17 protein-coding genes are annotated in these 16,730 nt (G+C 61.2%); 4 read left to right on the forward strand and 13 right to left on the reverse strand.

The window, feature by feature from the left end; translation table 11 throughout:
* Nucleotides 1-34 precede the first annotated feature (34 nt).
* Nucleotides 35-478 carry a universal stress protein gene (locus B9Z49_RS12885; RefSeq protein ID WP_108353856.1) on the forward strand — a complete coding sequence of 148 codons (444 nt, stop codon included), beginning with the start codon at nt 35-37 and terminating at the stop codon, nt 476-478.
* Nucleotides 479-614: 136 nt separating this feature from the next.
* On the opposite strand, the gene B9Z49_RS21810 is transcribed toward B9Z49_RS12885, so the two are convergent.
* Nucleotides 615-782 (reverse strand): hypothetical protein, encoded by a 168-nt coding sequence (locus B9Z49_RS21810; protein WP_158273495.1) that lies wholly within the window; start codon nt 780-782, stop codon nt 615-617.
* Between the two features lie 4 nt (nt 783-786).
* Here B9Z49_RS21810 and B9Z49_RS12890 point away from each other — a divergent pair, with 4 nt between their 5' ends.
* Nucleotides 787-1,629, forward strand: a complete 843-nt coding sequence (locus tag B9Z49_RS12890) for an ABC transporter substrate-binding protein (protein ID WP_158273496.1) — start codon at nt 787-789, stop codon at nt 1,627-1,629.
* 24 nt (nt 1,630-1,653) lie between these two features.
* A complete protein-coding gene (locus B9Z49_RS12895) occupies nt 1,654-1,920 on the forward strand; it encodes a hypothetical protein (protein ID WP_108353858.1) in 267 nt (88 codons plus the stop codon).
* Between the two features lie 63 nt (nt 1,921-1,983).
* On the opposite strand, the gene B9Z49_RS12900 is transcribed toward B9Z49_RS12895, so the two are convergent.
* The 10 genes from B9Z49_RS12900 to B9Z49_RS12945 form a co-directional block, all read right to left on the reverse strand.
* Entirely contained in the window at nt 1,984-3,549 is a 1,566-nt protein-coding gene (locus tag B9Z49_RS12900; protein WP_108353859.1) for a malonyl-CoA synthase, read from the reverse strand.
* A 76-nt stretch (nt 3,550-3,625) separates the two neighbouring features.
* Nucleotides 3,626-4,621 carry a tripartite tricarboxylate transporter substrate binding protein gene (locus B9Z49_RS12905; RefSeq protein ID WP_108353860.1) on the reverse strand — a complete coding sequence of 332 codons (996 nt, stop codon included), beginning with the start codon at nt 4,619-4,621 and terminating at the stop codon, nt 3,626-3,628.
* A 148-nt stretch (nt 4,622-4,769) separates the two neighbouring features.
* Nucleotides 4,770-5,438 (reverse strand): HAD-IA family hydrolase, encoded by a 669-nt coding sequence (locus B9Z49_RS12910; protein ID WP_108353861.1) that lies wholly within the window; start codon nt 5,436-5,438, stop codon nt 4,770-4,772.
* Nucleotides 5,431-6,690: a Tm-1-like ATP-binding domain-containing protein gene (locus tag B9Z49_RS12915; RefSeq protein WP_108353862.1), complete on the reverse strand. Its 1,260-nt coding sequence runs from the start codon at nt 6,688-6,690 to the stop codon at nt 5,431-5,433. Before B9Z49_RS12915 ends, B9Z49_RS12910 begins: the two co-directional genes overlap by 8 nt.
* On the reverse strand, nt 6,687-8,051 hold the full coding sequence (locus B9Z49_RS12920; protein ID WP_108353863.1) for an aminotransferase class III-fold pyridoxal phosphate-dependent enzyme: 1,365 nt from the start codon (nt 8,049-8,051) through the stop codon (nt 6,687-6,689). The genes B9Z49_RS12915 and B9Z49_RS12920 overlap by 4 nt, the downstream gene beginning before the upstream one ends.
* An 18-nt stretch (nt 8,052-8,069) precedes the next feature.
* The gene (locus tag B9Z49_RS12925) at nt 8,070-9,554 is read right to left on the reverse strand and encodes an aldehyde dehydrogenase (protein ID WP_108353952.1); all 1,485 of its coding nucleotides are present in this window, start codon (nt 9,552-9,554) and stop codon (nt 8,070-8,072) included.
* A gap of 42 nt (nt 9,555-9,596) precedes the next feature.
* Nucleotides 9,597-9,911, reverse strand: a complete 315-nt coding sequence (locus tag B9Z49_RS12930; protein ID WP_108353864.1) for a 2Fe-2S iron-sulfur cluster-binding protein — start codon at nt 9,909-9,911, stop codon at nt 9,597-9,599.
* 18 nt (nt 9,912-9,929) lie between these two features.
* On the reverse strand, nt 9,930-11,222 hold the full coding sequence (locus tag B9Z49_RS12935) for a glutamine synthetase family protein (protein ID WP_108353865.1): 1,293 nt from the start codon (nt 11,220-11,222) through the stop codon (nt 9,930-9,932).
* An 11-nt stretch (nt 11,223-11,233) separates the two neighbouring features.
* Nucleotides 11,234-12,499: a cytochrome P450 gene (locus B9Z49_RS12940; RefSeq protein WP_108353866.1), complete on the reverse strand. Its 1,266-nt coding sequence runs from the start codon at nt 12,497-12,499 to the stop codon at nt 11,234-11,236.
* Complete coding sequence (locus B9Z49_RS12945; RefSeq protein WP_108353953.1) at nt 12,496-13,224, reverse strand: type 1 glutamine amidotransferase; 729 nt, start codon at nt 13,222-13,224, stop codon at nt 12,496-12,498. Before B9Z49_RS12945 ends, B9Z49_RS12940 begins: the two co-directional genes overlap by 4 nt.
* Before the next feature lie 157 nt (nt 13,225-13,381).
* Between B9Z49_RS12945 and B9Z49_RS12950 the strand changes: the two genes are divergently transcribed.
* Entirely contained in the window at nt 13,382-14,395 is a 1,014-nt protein-coding gene (locus tag B9Z49_RS12950) for a helix-turn-helix domain-containing protein (RefSeq protein ID WP_158273497.1), read from the forward strand.
* Here B9Z49_RS12950 and B9Z49_RS12955 read toward each other — a convergent pair.
* Together B9Z49_RS12955 and lgt are read right to left on the reverse strand one after the other, a co-directional pair.
* Entirely contained in the window at nt 14,389-15,771 is a 1,383-nt protein-coding gene (locus B9Z49_RS12955) for an alpha/beta fold hydrolase (protein ID WP_108353868.1), read from the reverse strand. The genes B9Z49_RS12950 and B9Z49_RS12955 overlap by 7 nt on opposite strands.
* A gap of 87 nt (nt 15,772-15,858) precedes the next feature.
* Nucleotides 15,859-16,656: a prolipoprotein diacylglyceryl transferase gene (lgt, locus tag B9Z49_RS12960; RefSeq protein ID WP_108353954.1), complete on the reverse strand. Its 798-nt coding sequence runs from the start codon at nt 16,654-16,656 to the stop codon at nt 15,859-15,861.
* Nucleotides 16,657-16,730 lie beyond the last annotated feature (74 nt).

Here is a 16,730-nt window from a genome sequence, read left to right on the forward strand (position 1 = left end):
GCTGAGGTTTTGTCATTTTCAACAGGAACACCTCATGTACAAACGCATCCTTGTGGCCACCGACGGTTCCACCTTGTCCAAAAAAGCCGTGACCAGCGCCATCGAACTGGCGGCCACCTGCGGCGCAGAGCTGGTCGCCATCAAGGTGGTACCGCGCTACCCGCAGGCGTACTTTGAAGGCAGCATCCCCCTGTCCATCGATGAGATCTCCCGCGTGGAAAGCCAGTGGACCGAAGCCGCTCAAGTCCAATTGGCTGCAGTCGAAAAAAGCGCCAAGGCCAAAGCCGTCAGCACCAAAACCATCACCGTCAAATCTGACGTCGTTTCTGACGCCATCATTGCGGCGGCCAAAAAACACAAAGCGGACCTGATCGTCATGGCGTCACACGGTCGCAAAGGCATCAAACGTCTGCTGCTGGGCAGCGAAACCCAACAGGTGCTGACGCATTCGCACATTCCGGTACTGGTGCTGCGCTGACCCCCTGCCATTTAGGCCGTGAATGGGCCTGAGATGACTCAGGTCCGCGCCAGCATGAACTTTTTTCATGCTGACGGGTCCTTTCAAACCTAGAATGATCTCACTTTGATACGAAAGTGTGACAAATGAACAGGTTTCAAACGACTGGCAAAGGCCGGTTGCCAGCACCGGCCCCTGAGTCCAAACAGCACAGACGCGCTTTGGCGACGGCCTGCTTGGCATGCGCGTGCTGGGCGGGAGCCGTCAGCGCCCAGGAGTTGATCTTGGAGAGTTGGCGCAAGGACGACCAGATTTTCTGGGACAAGGTCTTGATCCCTGCGTTTCAGCGGCTCCACCCTGAAATCAGGCTCCAGTTCAAACCCGAGGAACCCTTGGCCTACGATTCCCGGCTGGAGGCCCGGCTGACCACCCGACGCGCAGGCGACCTGATTTTTTGCAGACCCTTTGACGCCAGCGTGCGCATGCAGGCCAAGGGTTACCTGCTGCCTCTTTCGGAAGAATCGCTCAAAAACTTCAACCCGCAGTCTCGCCGGGCCTGGACCACCGACGACGGCAGCACCACCCACTGCATGCCCGTGGCCTATGTCATGCATGGCCTGTTCTACAACAAGAAGATCCTGCGGGACCTGAAACTCGAGCCCCCATCGACCTGGGATCAGTTCTACCAATTGCTCAGCCACGTGGCGGCCAGCCAAAGCGTGACCCCGCTGGCATTGGGCACGGCCGACATGTGGGAATCCACCCAAGTGGTGTTCACCGGACTGGGTCCCAATTTTTGGGAAGGGGAAAAAGCCCGGCAAGGGCTGATGGATGGCACGGTCAAATTCACCGATCCGGGCTTCCTCAGGGCTTGGCAGATGATGGCCCAGCTCAAGCCTTACATGCACCCCCAACAAAACCGCATGTCCAACGGTGACACCCAGCTGCTGTTTGCCACGGGCAACGCAGCGGTCTACCCCTCAGGCTCGTGGGACATCGACTTTTTGCGCAGCACCAGCTTTGCTTACAAAAAACCCCTTGAGCTGGGCGTGTTCAAGCCCCCGGTTGAACATGAAGGTCAGGCTTGCCATATTTCTGTTCACCCCGATTTCGGCATTGGCGTGAACAAAAACAGCCCGAACCAGGCGGCAGCGCTCAAGTTCATCGCCTGACTGGGTACGGCCGATTTCGCCCAGTTGCTCACCGACACGCTGACCGGCTACTTTCCGTTGGGTGACCACCCGGTCCAATTCAACGACCCGTTGGGTCAGGAGATGATGAGTTGGCGACGCAGCTGTCAGGACACGATCCGCCTGAACGCCCAGAAAATCAACCGGGTCTGGCCCTCTATGGAAGAGGAGCTTTGGTACGCCAACGTGAAAGTCATCAACCAGGACATCAGCCCGGAACAAGCGGCTCGGCACATCCAGAGCGTGCACGAGAAAAACGTCTACCTCAAATAAAGCCCCACATAGCCGCAGGCAGCGCTTTTAGGGGCTGAACCCGCCATGGGCGGATAAGACCCCTCAGGCCAAGAACAGGTTTTTGTGTTGATCGCGCAGCAAGTTTTTTTGCACCTTGCCCATGGTGTTGCGCGGCAACTCAGCCACCACAAAACAGCGCTTGGGAATCTTGAAGTTGGCCAGTTTGGCCTTGAGCTCGGCCAGGATGGCCTCAGGTTGCACAGTGGCTCCAGGCTTGGCAATGACCACGGCCACGCCCACCTCGCCAAAGTCGGGGTGTGCCACACCCACCACAGCGCTTTCGGCCACGCCGGCCATCTCGTTGATATAGCCCTCGATTTCGGCCGGGTACACGTTGTAGCCGCCGCTGATGATCAGGTCCTTGCTGCGGCCGACGATGACCACATAGCCGCGCTCATCGACCTTGCCCACATCGCCGGTTTTGAAGAAACCGTCGCCAGTGAACTCTTCAGCCGTTTTCTCGGGCATGCGCCAATAGCCTTTGAACACATTGGGGCCCTTGACCTGGATGCCACCGATCTCACCCACCGGTAAGGCTTGCCCATCGTCACCCAAGACCCGCAAAGACACGCCCGGCAGAGGAAAGCCCACCGTGCCGCCACGCCGCTCGGACTGTTTGGCATACCGCTTATCCGCCGCATAAGGGTTTGAGGTCAGCATGGCGGTCTCGCTCATGCCGTAGCGCTCCAAAATGGTGTGACCTGTGCGCTGCTGCCATTCGGTGAAGGTCTCGATCAACAAGGGGGCCGACCCGGCAATGAACAGGCGCATGTTTTTCACCGCAGCCTTGTCGAGCGTGGGCTCGGCCAGCATGCGCACATACAGCGTGGGCACACCCATGAACACTGTGGCCTCTTGCATGCGGGCAATGACGCGTTTCGGGTCGAACTTGGCCATCCAGATCATCTTGCTGCCGTTGATCAAGGCGCCATGAATGGCCACAAACAAGCCGTGCACATGGAATATGGGCAAGGCGTGGATCAACACATCGCCACGGCCTTCAGGCCAACCGGTTGATTTCCAGCCCCAGTAATCCTTGAGCGTGGCCGCATTGCTCAGCAAGTTGCCGTGCGTAAGCATCGCCCCTTTGCTGCGGCCAGTGGTGCCACTGGTGTACAAAATGGCGGCCAGGTCATCGGCTTGGCGCGCCGCAGGTGTGTGCTGGTCGTTGTGGTGCGCTGCGCGCTCGAGCAAGCTGCCCGTGCGGTCATCGCCCAGCGTGAACACATGCTGGGTGCCCGCCTTGAAGGCGAGTTTGCTGACCCAGCCGAAATTGGCCGGACTGCACACCACCACGGCGGGCTCGGCGTTGCCAATGAAGTAGTCGATCTCGGCGCTTTGGTAAGCGGTGTTGAGCGGCAAGAACACGCAGCCAGCGCGCAAGCATGCCAAATACAACACCATCGCTTCGACCGATTTTTCAACCTGCACCGCCACCCGGCTGTCTTCGGGTAAATCGAGTGACTGCAGTAAATTGGCCATCATGGCCGTGGCGCGGTCCAGGTCTTGCCAGCTGTAGCGCAGGCCTTCATCGGTTTCGACCGCCACCGCAGTCAAGTCGGCAGGGAAAGCAGCCCGCAGGGCAGAAAACAAGTTGTTAGAGCTCATGGATTCAAAGTGCAAACAAGAAAAAAAGGCCCGTCACACCGCTGATGCAAGGGCCCCTCGTTGTCGATTGGCCAACTCAGTCGAGTTTGGCCCCTGAGGCTTTGACCACCTGAGCCCATTTGGTCAGCTCTTTTTTGATGAAGGCATCAAACTGCCCGCCCGTGAGGTTGGGAAAGTCAGCCCCTTGGTTGGCCCAAACGGCCTTGGCCTCATCGGTTTGACAAGAGCGGCGCAGCTCTTCGATGGCCTTGGCCTGTGAATCAGCGGGCGTGCCCTTGGGGGCCCATACGCCATACCAGGTGGAGACGGTGTAATCGGGCAAACCCAGCTCGGCCGAGCAAGGCACATCGGGAAAAGCCGGACTGCGCCTAGCCCCCGAGACCATCAAGGCCTTGATGCGGCCACCCTTGATGTGCGCCGCCGACGAACCCAGACCATCGAACATCATGTCCACATTGCCTGCGATCAGGTCTTGCAGGGCCGGGCCAGCACCCCGGTAAGGAATGTGCGTGATGAAGGTTTGGGTCTGCAACTTGAACAGTTCGCCCGCCAAGTGGTGCGAAGTGCCGCCCCCGGCGGAGCCATAGTTCAGTCGGCCGGGGTTCTTCTTCACGAAATCGAGGAAGGCCTTGAAGTCGGCTGCCTGCACTTTTTTGGGATTGACCACCAGCACCTGGGGCACGCTGGCCACCTGGATCAAGGGCACCAAGTCGCGTTCCAGGTCATAGTCGAGGCGGGGGTACATGCTGGGCGCAATCGTGTGGTGAACCGCCCCCATGAACAGGTTGTAGCCGTCCGGCGCTGCCTTGGCCGCAATGCCCGCGCCCAGCGTGCCACCGGCACCGCCCCGGTTGTCAATGATGAGTTGTTTTCCCGTCAGCTTGGCAAACTGGGCCGACATGGGCCGAGCAAACGCATCGGTGCCCCCACCAGCCGGAAAAGGCACAATCAGGTTCACGGGCTTGGTAGGCCAAGTGCTTTGGGCTTGGGCCCACAGGGGCAGCGAGCCCGTCACGGCGGCCATGGCCTTCAAAAAATCGCGGCGTTGGCCCCATGGGTTCAAGTCGTTCATGTCGTGTCTCCTGGTTTTGTTCAGAGACAGCATCATAAAGTTTTTGCAAACTCAGCCCTGCGACGGGGTGTCACAGAACCGCCAACAATCCAGCCAGTAGCCTCAAAAACCCCACGGCTGCCCGAACACCCCCTCTTTCGTCACGGGATCAGAGCGCCGCCAGCATCTGCAGGGCTTTGACAAAACCGGCACCGGGTTGGCAAACATCCAGATGCACCACGGGCAAGCCGCAGCGCTGAGCCCCCAAAACGTTGCGCAGCTGGTCGTCCACAAATACCCCGTGCTCGGCCTGCACCCCCAAAGCCTGCAAACACGCCTGGTAAGCGCGTGGGTCGGGCTTGAGGATCTGGGTGTAAGTGGCATCCACGATCACATCAAACTGCTGGAGCAAGGGCAAACGTTCGCGGAAATCCGCCCCATAAAACAGATCCAGCTCATTGGACAAAATGCCCAGCTTGTAGCCCAGCGATTTGGCCTGGTGGATGGCTGCCACCGCTTCAGGCCGGATCACGGCCTGCACGTCCGCGCCCCGCGCGCGCTGTACAAAGGTCTGCATCTCGGTCCAGTCTTCGCCCAACAAGCGACCGACCTCGCGGGTGCGTTGCATCCAGTAATCGCGTTCACTGATCTGATCGGCCTGCATGGCTTGCCACAGCGCATCGGCCTCGGGCACAAACGGGCCTTGCCAGGTGAGCGTGCCGGCAGCCAGGCCCAAAGCCGCTTCGCTCAAGGCGTGGGTTTCAAACAGGGTGCGGCTGATGACACCACCAAAGTCCAGAATCAAGGCCTTGTCTTCGGGTTTCACGGCATCAGACATGTGAGGCTTTCTTGCCCACATCGGGCGCCACCAGCCCACGGGCCAGCCAATCGTCAAACACCTTCAGCACCTGCTGCACAAAGGCCGCATCGTTGATGTGGGCGTCGATGCGCGAGACTTCGGCCGAACCCCAGTCGCATTGCGCCATTTCGTCCATCATGGCCGCCAGGCCTTCTGGATCGTGCAGCGGTGCTCCGGCCCGGTCCCACTCTTGAATGCCCTGCAAGGGCAGCACCAAGTGCACCGGGCCTTGGGCCTGGCGCAAGCGGCTGGCCAGCTCGCGGGCGAATTCTCGGCGCATCTCGGCATCAATGCCCACCGAGGCGATCAATCGGTTGTGGTCGTGCGAAGGGCGCCCTGCAAATCGCTCGGGCATCTGCCCCCAGGCCGGGTAGTCCACCAGATCAGTCGCACCCGGGGCCACAATCATCGGCACGCCTTTCAGGCCAGCGCCCATCAAGCGGTCTGGCCCAGCGCTCACCACCGAGCCGCCCATCTGGTTGACCATCTCTTGCAGGCTGAAGTCCATCACGCAGGCGAACTGGCCTTGCGCGGCCAGCGATTCAAATGCCCTGCCGCCCATGCCAGTGGTGTGGAACACGGCGAGGTCAAACCCACGCTGGTCCAGTTCGGGCTGCAACTGCACCATGTATTTCAGGCAGCTCGAGCCCAAAGACGTCATGCCCACCACCGGCCGGTCAAAGCGCGGCACCCGCGCCACACGGCAGGCCCCGACCACCGCGCCTGCGGCTTGGGCCAGGGCCGACTGGCACAGGCTGTTGAGGCCGTAAAGGCCGCCCGCCCACAGCACCATCATCAAATCGGGCGGCATGCGCTCAGGTGGCAAGAGCGGCGAAAACGCCACGGTGGACAGCACCACTTTGGGCACGCCCAGCGGTAAACTGCTGGCGACATCGAGCGCCAGATCGGTGCCCATGGTGCCGCCCAGCACCAGCAAGCCGTCAATGCGTCCCTTGGTTTGGAGTTGCACCGCCAAGCGACTTGCACCCAGGGCCATCAAGGCCATAGCGCTGTTTTCGTCGCCACTGTCCATGACCTGCTGCAGCGTCACGTCCGCAGCCGCCGCCACATCGGTGTTGGCGATGTCCGGGATCACCCGGCCTTTGGCCAGCACGCCCACGTCCATGATCAGCGCCTGCCCGCCAGCGGCCTGCACCTGCTCGCGCATGAAGCTGATCTCGTCGCTCTTGGTGTCGATGGTGCCGACGATCAGGATGACGGAGCTTTTCATGCGCGGCCCTCCTGCACGGCTGCAAACGCGGCTTCGAGTACGTCGCACATCAAGTCCACCTCCTCGCGGGTGATGATCAGCGGCGGCGACAAAATCAGGTTTGGCCCAGAAATGCGCACCATCAGACCCGCTTTGTAGGCGGCTTTGGCAACCCGGGCCGGGATGTCGCTGGTGCGGGTCATGGGCGTTCGCTTGGCCTTGTCGCTCACCATCTCGATGCCCAGCATCAGGCCCACACCTCGCACATCGCCCACAAAGCTGCAGGTGTCTACGAGCTTGCGCAAACGGGTCTGAAGGTGAGCGCCCAGGCGGGCGGCGTGGCCGGGGATGTCCAGCGCCTCGATCTGGTCGAGCGTGGCCAGTGCTGCAGCGGCTGCGATCGGGTGCGCGCTGTAGGTGTAGCCGTGCGAGACCGAAGCCGTGCCCGTGGTGTCGGCATCAAACACATCGGCAATGCGGTGGTTGATGGCGGTAGCCCCCATCGGGATGTAGCCTGACGAAATGCCCTTGGCCAGGCACCACATGTCGGCATTTACCCCCCACAGGCGTGTGCCGAACATTTCGCCGCTGCGGCCAAAGCCGGTCACCACCTCGTCGGCAATCAAGAGCACACCGTACTTGTCGCAAATCTGGCGCACCAGCGGCCAGTAGTTGGGCGGCGGCACGATCACGCCACCCGCGCCCTGCACCGGCTCGGCAATGAAAGCCGCCACCGTGTCCGGGCCCTGGAACACGATTTCGCGCTCCAGCAGTTCGGCGCAAATTTCGCCCAGGCGAATCGGGTCATCGGTGTAGGGGTTGTGATAAAGCCAAGGCGTGTCGATATGAAAGCACCCGGGCAGCAGTGGCTCGTAAGCGCGGCGGAAATTGGTGTTGCCGTTCACGCTCATGCCGCCAAAGTGCACGCCGTGGTAGCCCTGGCGCAAACTGATGAACTTGAAGCGGTCGGCCTGGCCTTTGAGCTTCCAGTACTGACGAGCGACCTTCAAAGCGCCTTCCACCGCGTCCGAACCGCCGTTGGAGAACATCACCGTGGCCACGCCCTCAGGTTCCATCATCTGAACCAAGCGTTTGGACAGCTCGATGGCCCGCACATGGGTGGTGCCGCGGAACACGTTGTAAAACGGCAGCTCATCCATCTGCGCCACGATGGCGTCGCGCACAGGTTTGTTGCTGTGGCCCAGGTTGCAGGCCCACAGGCCCCCCACGCCGTCGAGCATCTTGTGGCCGTCCACGTCCCAGATCCAGCAGCCCTCGCCTTTGGCGATGATGTCGGGTGTGGATTTTTTCATCGCCCCCGGGTGGGCCATGGGGTGCCACAGGTATTGGGCGTTGTCGGCCTTGAGTTGGTCGTTATTCATTGATTTCCCAGGGTTTGTTCAAAGCTGAATCCAGGCCGTTTTCAGGTCCAGGTATTTGTCCATGGCATGCATCGACTTGTCATGCCCATTGCCCGACTGCCGCACGCCGCCCAGCGGCACGGTGATGTCGGGGCCGCCATAAGTGTTGACGTGCACCAGCCCCGCCTTGATGGCGCGCACCATGCGATGGGCACGAGACAGACTGCCGGTCCACACCCCTGCGGCCAGCCCATATTCGGTGCCATTGGCCAGGCGCACAGCATGGGCCTCATCGTCAAACGGCATGACGGCCAGCACCGGGCCAAAGACCTCCTGCCGGGCAATCTGCATCTCGGGCTGAACGCCATCGAGCACTGCGGGGCTCATGTACTGGCCACCGGGCACTGGCGCGATCACCTGACCACCCGTGCGCAATCGAGCACCTTGCTCTAAAGCACGGGCCAGCATGCTCTGGTTGCGGGCCAGCTGGCGGGCGCTACTGACCGCACCAATGTCCATCGTCACATCCAGCGGGTCACCCACACGCAAACTGGCGGCGATGTTTTGCAGGCGATCCACAAATTCATCGTGCACCGAGCGCTGCACCAGAAGGCGCGAACCCGCCACGCAGACCTGACCGCTGTTGCGGAAGATGCCCATGGCCGACACCTTGGCTGCCTGCGCCAGATCGACCGCATCGTCAAAGACCACGTTGGGCGACTTGCCTCCCAGTTCCAGATACACCCGCTTGAGGTTGGACTCGGCCGAAGCTTTGAGCAGCAAGCGCCCCACCGGGCCGGAGCCCGTGAAAGTGAGGATGTCCACATCCATGTGCCGCGCCAGCGCCTCGCCCGCCTCTGCGCCAGTGCCGGTGACCACATTGAGCACGCCCGGGGGCAAGCCCGCATCCAGGCAAAGCTGCGCCAGACGCAGCAAAGACAGCGACGCGTCTTCTGAAGGTTTGAGCACCACCGAATTGCCAGCCGCCAAGGCCGGCGCGATCTTCCAGGCACCGATCATCAGCGGAAAGTTCCAGGGCACGATGGCCGCGACAACGCCAACCGCTTCCTTATGAATCAGCCCCAACGTGCCCTCGGGCGTGGGTGCAATCTCGCCGTTGATCTTGTCCACGCACTCGGCGTAGTAGCGGAAGGTGCCCGCCGCGCTGCCCGGCTCGGCCTTCCAGGCCATGGCAATCTCGGTGCCGTTGTCGCGCACACCCAGCACCGCCAGTTCGGCGTGGTGGGCTTCGATGCGGTCGGCAATGCGGTGCAAAATTTTCTTACGCTCGGCAGGCGCCATGCGCGACCAAACGCCCTGCTCAAAAGTGCGGCGGGCCGCCTGCACGGCGAGGTCGACATCCTGAGCCCCAGCGGCAGCGATGCTGCACAAGGTCTGCCCGTCGATGGGCGAGACCACCGGCATCGTCTGCCCCGATGCCGCAGCTGCCCACTGCCCGTCGATCAACAAGCCCTGATCAGGAATGGTTTGGTGACGCAGTGCGTCGATGTGTTCTTGTTTCAATTTTTTCTCCAACCGTTCAAGGCATCAATGGTCCATCAAGATTCAATCCGGCACATGCAACACGATGCCGTCCAGTGCGCCGGAAGCGATCAGCTGGCAGCTCAGGCGGCTGCCGCTTTGGCGGGGCGCTATGACGATGTCGAGCATGGCATTTTCCACGTCGGCCATTGGCGGACAGGAGGCCAGCCAGGCTTCATCCACATAGACGTGGCAGGTAGCGCACGACAGGCAGCCGCCGCATTCGCCCGCGACGCCGGGGATGCCATTCATCTGCGCGGCGTCCATCAGGTTGGTGCCGTCGTTGACGTCGTCGCTCACGCGATCGCCGTTGCTCATGATCCAGTGCACTTGGGGCATGGGTTGGGTTCTTTCAGATCAGATGAATCGGATGTAGTAATCGCGCAGGGCGTCGCCTTCCAGGCCCGCCGTACGTTCAATTTCGTGGCGCTTGATGCCCACATGGTTGGCCACCAGACCTTCACCCAACGCTTGCGTGAGCACCGTGTCGGCTTCCAGCGCGTCCAAGGCACCGGCCAAGTTTTCTGCCACGCTTTGGGTAGCGTCCTTGTTTTCGAGGCAGTCGCCCGTTTCGAAGGGTTGGAGTGGATAAGCATTGACCACGCCCAGACGCGCCGCTTGCAAGACTGCGGCGGTGTGGGTATAAGGGTTGGCCGCAGCATCGCCCATGCGGTGCTCAATGCGCGCGCCGGGTCCGGTTTCGGCCGACAGGCGCACAGTCACGCCCCGGTGGTCAACGGCCCAGTTTTTCCAAAAGCCAGACAGGCTGGCCGGTTGCAGGCGTTGGTAAGAATTGGTGCTGGGGGCCAACAAGCCCGCCAGCGCCTGGTGGTGGTGCATCAGCCCGGCGGTGCAGCCCAGGGTGAGGGCGTTGAAATGGCTGGCGTCGTGCCCGCCCGAGATCGCGTTGTGCCCTTGGCCATCGCGCAGGCTGAAGTTGATGTGCACGCCGCTGCCTCCCACCGTGAGGATGGGCTTGGGCATGAAGGTCAGCACGATGCCATGCTGGAAAGCGACTTCGCGTGCCAGCAGGCGGAACAAAAAGATGTCGTCCACCGCCTTCACGGCACGGTCGTAGGTCAGCGTGAATTCGAACTGCGGCGCGTCGTATTCGGTGTTCATGCTGTCGATGCGAAAGCCCGCTGCCGTGGCCTTTTCCCACAGGGCGTCGGTGAAGCCCCTCGGGTCGGAAAATGGGCCCGTGGAATACACATGGGCCGCAGGCGTGTCGTAGGGTTTGAGCGAGCCGTCAGGCTCGATTTGGAAGGCAAAGGCTTCGAGCTCGATGCCCACCATCGGGTCATAGCCCATGGCCTGCCAGTCGGCCACGGCGCGCTTCAAGGCGCTGCGCCCACACATGGGCAGAGGCGTGCCGTCGTTGGCTTTGAGGTCGCCAATGGCCACTTGGGTGAACGGCTGCCAGCCGGGGCGGATATCCTCGGGGGTGTAGACGGCCTCCATGTCGGGCAGGCCTTCCATGACCATCGCACCTGGGGCCGGGATCAGCTCTTTTTCGTAAGTGACGCCAAAGGTGCCTCGGCAAAAACGGGCACCACCACCCTGCCCTGGCTTGAGCGTGACGTATTTCCCCCGCGCGATGGCCAGGTGGTCACAAAACAGCACCCTCAGGCGTTCTTGAACATTTGACATGGTGGTTCCTTTCAGATGAGGTGCATGCGCACGGGTAAGCGTTTGATACCGGAGACAAAATTGGATCGCAAAAAGGCGTGCTCACCCGTTTGCTCAATGCGGTCCACACGCTTGATCAGTTCCTGCATCAAGACGCGCAACTCCAGCCGCGCCAGCCACATGCCCAAACAGGCATGCGCCCCGCCCTGCCCGAACGCCAGGTGGCGGTTCGCGCCCCGGTTCAGGTCAACAGTGAATGGGCGGTCAAAAGCGCGCTCATCGCGGTTACCCGAGATGAACCAGAGCAGCACCTTGTCGCCCGCCAAAACCCGCTTGCCGTGGTATTCAAAGTCTTCGGTCGCGGTGCGGCGAAAGTGCGTGGCGGGCGAGGCCCAGCGGATGAACTCGTCGGCCACGCCCTCCCAGGCGGCCTCGCCCTGCACCACCTTGAGCTGCGCCATCAGGCCGCGCTGGTTGGCCAGCGCGTGCAAAGCGGCAGCGATCGAATAACGCGTGGTGTCGTTGCCCGCAGCCACCAGCAGGCAAAAGAAGTTGCGGAACTCGGTGTCGCTGATCACGTTGCCCTGCGCATCGGGCTGGGTGATCAGGTGCAGCACGCCACTGGTGTCGCCCGCTGCGCGCTTGCGTTCCATCAACTGGGCTGCGTAGTCGTACAAGTCAACCCCGGCGGGCGAGCGAAACGGCATGAAGCGGTAGGCCTCGGTGTCCATCTTGTCGACCACATGGGAGGTGAAATCGCTGTCGGTGTTGCCCATGAGCGCATCGCCCTTGTCCACCAACCAGTCCAGGTCTTCTTCGGGCAGGCCCACGATGCGCCCGAGCATGCGCATGGGCAGCTGGCGGGCAATGTGGTGCGTGGCGTCAAACTCGCCCAGCGCCAGGGCCTGGTCGAGGATGCCCACACAGAGTTCTCGAATCTGCTCTTCGTACAACGCCATCATGGGCTTGGAAAAGGCCTTGGCCACCAGCATGCGGGTGCGGGTGTGCTCGGGCGGATCGGTTTCCTGAAAGGTGCGCCGCGCCATGTACTCCTCGTGCGACTGGTCTTCCATGCGGATGCCTTGGGCCGAAGACAGGCGCTGGTGGTTGCGGTTGAGCTCTAGGATGTCGGCATGCCGCGTGACCGACCAAAAGCCTTTGCCATCTGCCCAATCGCACCAAGCCATCGGGTCCTCGTCGCGCAGGCGCTGAAAGGTGTTGTGCGGCGTGCCTTTCACATAGCTGTCGTGGTCCGCCAAATCGGCGTAACCATCGTCGGTGGGATGCCAGACGGTCATGGGTTTGTTGTCCTTGCGTTTTCAAAAAACTGCACCATCCATTGCCCAAACAAGGGCACATCGGCAGCGTTATTCAGGCTGGTGTGGGCACGGGCCAGGGTGTCCGCATCGAGCTTGTCGGCCAGGTAACCCAGCAAAGCCTGCATGAACACCCGTGGCATCTCGGGGTGGAACTGGGTGGTCCAAAAGTGCTGGCCGATCTGCATCGAGCCGATGGGGCAAAAGTCACTACCGCCCAGGCACTCGGCCCACTCGGGCATGAGGGTGACCTGTTCGTTGTGGGCGGCCATCAAGGTGGTGGTGCTTTGCGCGGGATGCATCCAGGGGCGGGTGTGCTGCCAGTGCGTGGGCGCGGTGCCCAGGCCCCAGCCTGCGGCGTTGCGCTCCACCTGCCCGCCCAGCGCCCGGGCAACCGCCTGGTGGCCAAAGCACAGGCCGATCAGCGGCTGGCGTGCGGTGTGCACGGCTCGGATGAAGTCCAGCAACTGCCCTATCCAAGGCAGGTTGTCGTCGTTGACGGAAGCCGGGCTGCCGGTGATGACGTAGCCGTCAAAGGCATGCGGGTCTCTAGGCAGCACGCCGTCTTTGACCGACAGCACATCGAACGACCAGTCCGGACGCAGAGGCTGCAGCAGCTGCACCACCTTTTGACCGTCGTTCGGAAAATGCGCGGCAAACGCCGAGGTATCGTCGTTGGTCAGCAAAACGGCAATGCGCAGGCTCATTGAGGGTGTCTTTCAGGGTTTCTCCAATGCTAGGCACAAGCCTGTCCGAGCACTATCAAGTTTAGGCACGGGACACCCCGGGTTTTCACGAAAAAGCCTCGGCTCCCTAAGCAGGCACACTCAGGGCTATGCATTTGCGCCGTGTTTTGAGCCTTTGATGAGCACACCCGCCCCCCTTCATGTCCCCTCTTCACCTTGGGTCCAGGTGCTGGACACCCAGGACATGGACCAGCACGCCCTGGCCCAACAGGGCTGGGCGCTGCAATACGAGCAGCTCTCGCCCGGCCAGTTCAAGGGGCGCATCCACCAGGTGCAACTGCCCGAAGTCACCCTGCTGCGCGAAGACACCAGCATCGCCCTGCGCCAGCGCGGGAGGCTCGACGAGAGCGTGTATGGCTTTGCCATGGCGTTGCAGGACTCGCCGGACCTGTTTTTCAACGGCCAACGGGTGCCCGCCCACGCCATCATGTGTGGCAAGGGCGACGAAGTGGACCTGACCACTCCGCCCCACTTCACCCTGATGGCCGTGGTGGTTAACCGCAGCCTGCTGAACCCACTGTGGGAGCGCATGTACCAAAAGCCACTGGCCCATTGGCTCGAAAAGCAGCTGGTGCTGCAAACCACCGACATCAAGGCACAGAACCTGCGCGACCTGCAGCTCACTGTGCTCGACCAGGCCAGCGCATTGGCCCACCGGCAACATGATGAGCAGGCCTTGCGCCAATTGCGTGACGAAATCTTGATGGAGTGGCTTGAAGCCCTGCCCGCGCGGGTCGACACCTCCGAGCTGCCCACCCTGGAGCGGCGCAAAAAACTGGTGGACCGCGCCTGCGAACTGATGCTAGGCCATGCCGACGAACCGATGTCCATTCTGGAGGTGTGCAGCCGCGTCGGAACGAGCCGACGCAAGCTCAACTATTGTTTTCAGGACGTGTTGGGCACAACCCCGGTCAAATACCTGCGTTCACTGCGGCTGAACGGGGTGCGCCGCGCACTAAGACACGCTGTCCCGGGCGTCACTATCCAAGACATCGCCTCGCATTGGGGCTTCTGGCATTTGAGCCAGTTTGCGCAGGATTACAAGAAGCTGTTTGGCGAATTGCCTTCTGCCACCCTGAATGTCATTGAGAACCGAAAAAAAACCAAGCCCACGCAGGGCAATGCTCAATAAGTCAACTCCAGCACCGTGGTGCGGCCCTCGGCCATGGGCCAGGTCAAGCCTACCAAGCGCTCGCCGTTGAATTCAGCGGCCACAGTTCGCTGGATTTTGTCATCCAGCCGCAGTTTGGAACTGGCCACGCCCGCTCCGGGGGGCACCCCCGGCAAGCTCGTCTTGCCGTCCAGGCGCATGCTGTCACGCGGCGGGTCAAAGTAGCCACGGGGTCGCACAAAACTGACCAGTGCCGCAGCCGACCGGTCGGCCTCGGCCACGCGCTCGGGCTTCATGTGAACGATGCCGCTCGAGCGCGGGAATGGGCTGCGGTAAATGTGTGTCGTGGCATAGCCTTTGGCCGTGATGACAAACTCATAGGCTGCTTGTGATGTGCCTTTGAAGGGCCCCCAAAGCCCGTCGGCACCCACCGTTTTTTGGTGCACCGCAGCACCTTTGCGCTGGCCCGTCAAAGGGTCGATCTCGTACACATCAAGGCTTGCACCGGCCAATGGCAAATTGTTCACAAAGTTGCCACTCTGCGCGTCGATCGGATTCAAACCCAGACCCACCACTTTGCCATTCAAAAGCACCGAAGCCTCGGTTTGGATGTCCAAAGCAGGCGTGCGACCCGTGATGAACCGGTAGGTGGCTTCAAAAGCCGCTGCCGAATAAGACGTTTCCCGGTGGTCAATGCGCGGGATGACCACGTTGGTCGCGCCTTTGAGCTCCGGGCCGGCAAAAGTCACGTTAGTCGCTTTGCCTTTCATGCCAATCCAAAGGCCATCGGGCTGGGCAAATTTGTCGTTGTTGTCCGAGCGGATGGTCAGCCATTTGGCGGGGCCACACACCTCGTCGCCTTGCGCATTTTTGGGCGCATTGAGCTGACTCAAAAAGGGTCCGGTGCCAGAAAATTCATTGGCTTCGTTGACGCCTGGAATGGCCTGAACACCATGATTGGGTGTGCCGCCCAGCACCGCATGGCTGACGAGGTTTTGTCCGCCGCCATTGCAGATGAAGTTCCGGATGGCATTGCCACCCCGCGAGTTGCCGACCAAGACCACCTGCGCAGCACCCGTGCGCTTCAAGACCGCTTGCACTTCTTCGCGCAAAAAAGCCATGTGCTCGGCAGTGGAAGTGCGGCCCGCTTGGGGCCTGTTGTCTGCGTCTCGCGCCAAGGGATAAGGCACATCAATGGCATGCAGGCGCTCGCGCGGCCAACCATTGGATTCAAAGCGCCACATCGTGCTTTGCCACAAGGCAGCCGAGTCGCCATTGCCGTGAACAAAGACCACCGGTGGCCGGGGTGCTTCGCTGGTGGGCCGCATGCCCGAGCAGGCACCGAGCAACAGGGTGGAAAAGGCAAAGAGCCAGAGATGTCTGCGTTGCAAAGTCATGCGCCTGATCCTTTGAGTTTGGAGAAATAAATTCTGGATGAGTTTCTCTCAGTTGCTTGACCCGATTGTGTCAGTGGCCAGGCAACATCAAAACTTCTTTTGTGCCGCCATGACCCACAACACCACGCCGCCCAACATCATCGGCACACACAACCACTGGCCCATGCTCATGCCCAAGCTCAAGAGGCCCAGATGCGCATCGGGTTCGCGGAAGAATTCGGCCACGAAACGGAAAAAACCGTAACCGAGCAAAAAGGCCGCTGACACTTGGCCCGTGGGTCGGTCTTTGCGGGCAAACCACCACAACAGCACAAACAGCAGCAAGCCTTCCAATGCAATTTGGTACAGCTGCGACGGATGGCGTGGCAAATCGCCCGCCCCCCGAAACACCATGCCCCAAGGCAGCGAGGGGTCGGCCACCCGGCCCCAAAGCTCGCCATTCAGGAAATTGCCCACTCGACCGGCGGCAAGTCCCGTTGGCACACAAGGCGCCACAAAATCCATGACCTGCAAAAACGACCGCTCTCGGCTGCGGGCAAACCAAACCATGGCCAAGATAACGCCCAACAAACCCCCATGAAAACTCATACCGCCTTGCCAGATGGCGAAGATTTCGAGCGGGTTAGACAGGTAATACGCCGGTTTGTAAAACAGGCAGTACCCCACGCGACCACCCAAAATGACGCCGAGCACGCCCAAAAACAAGATGTCTTCTACATCGCGTTTTTGCCACTGCGGCAGGTGCTGGAAGGACGCATGGCCCAGACGCCGAACGCCCAGCCAGAAAAACAGACCAAAAGCGGCCAAATAGGTCAGGCCATACCAGTGGATGGCCAAGGGGCCCAACTGCAGGGCGACGGGGTCAATTTGAGGATGGATCAGCATGCCCGGATTGTGCACCGGAGATGCCTCGCACTGGACACAAAGGCCAGGCAAGCGCCCGTTAGAATGTGGCGACC

The sequence above is a fragment of the Limnohabitans sp. 2KL-51 genome (assembly GCF_003063645.1).
Taxonomy (GTDB): Bacteria; Pseudomonadota; Gammaproteobacteria; order Burkholderiales; family Burkholderiaceae_C; genus Limnohabitans_A.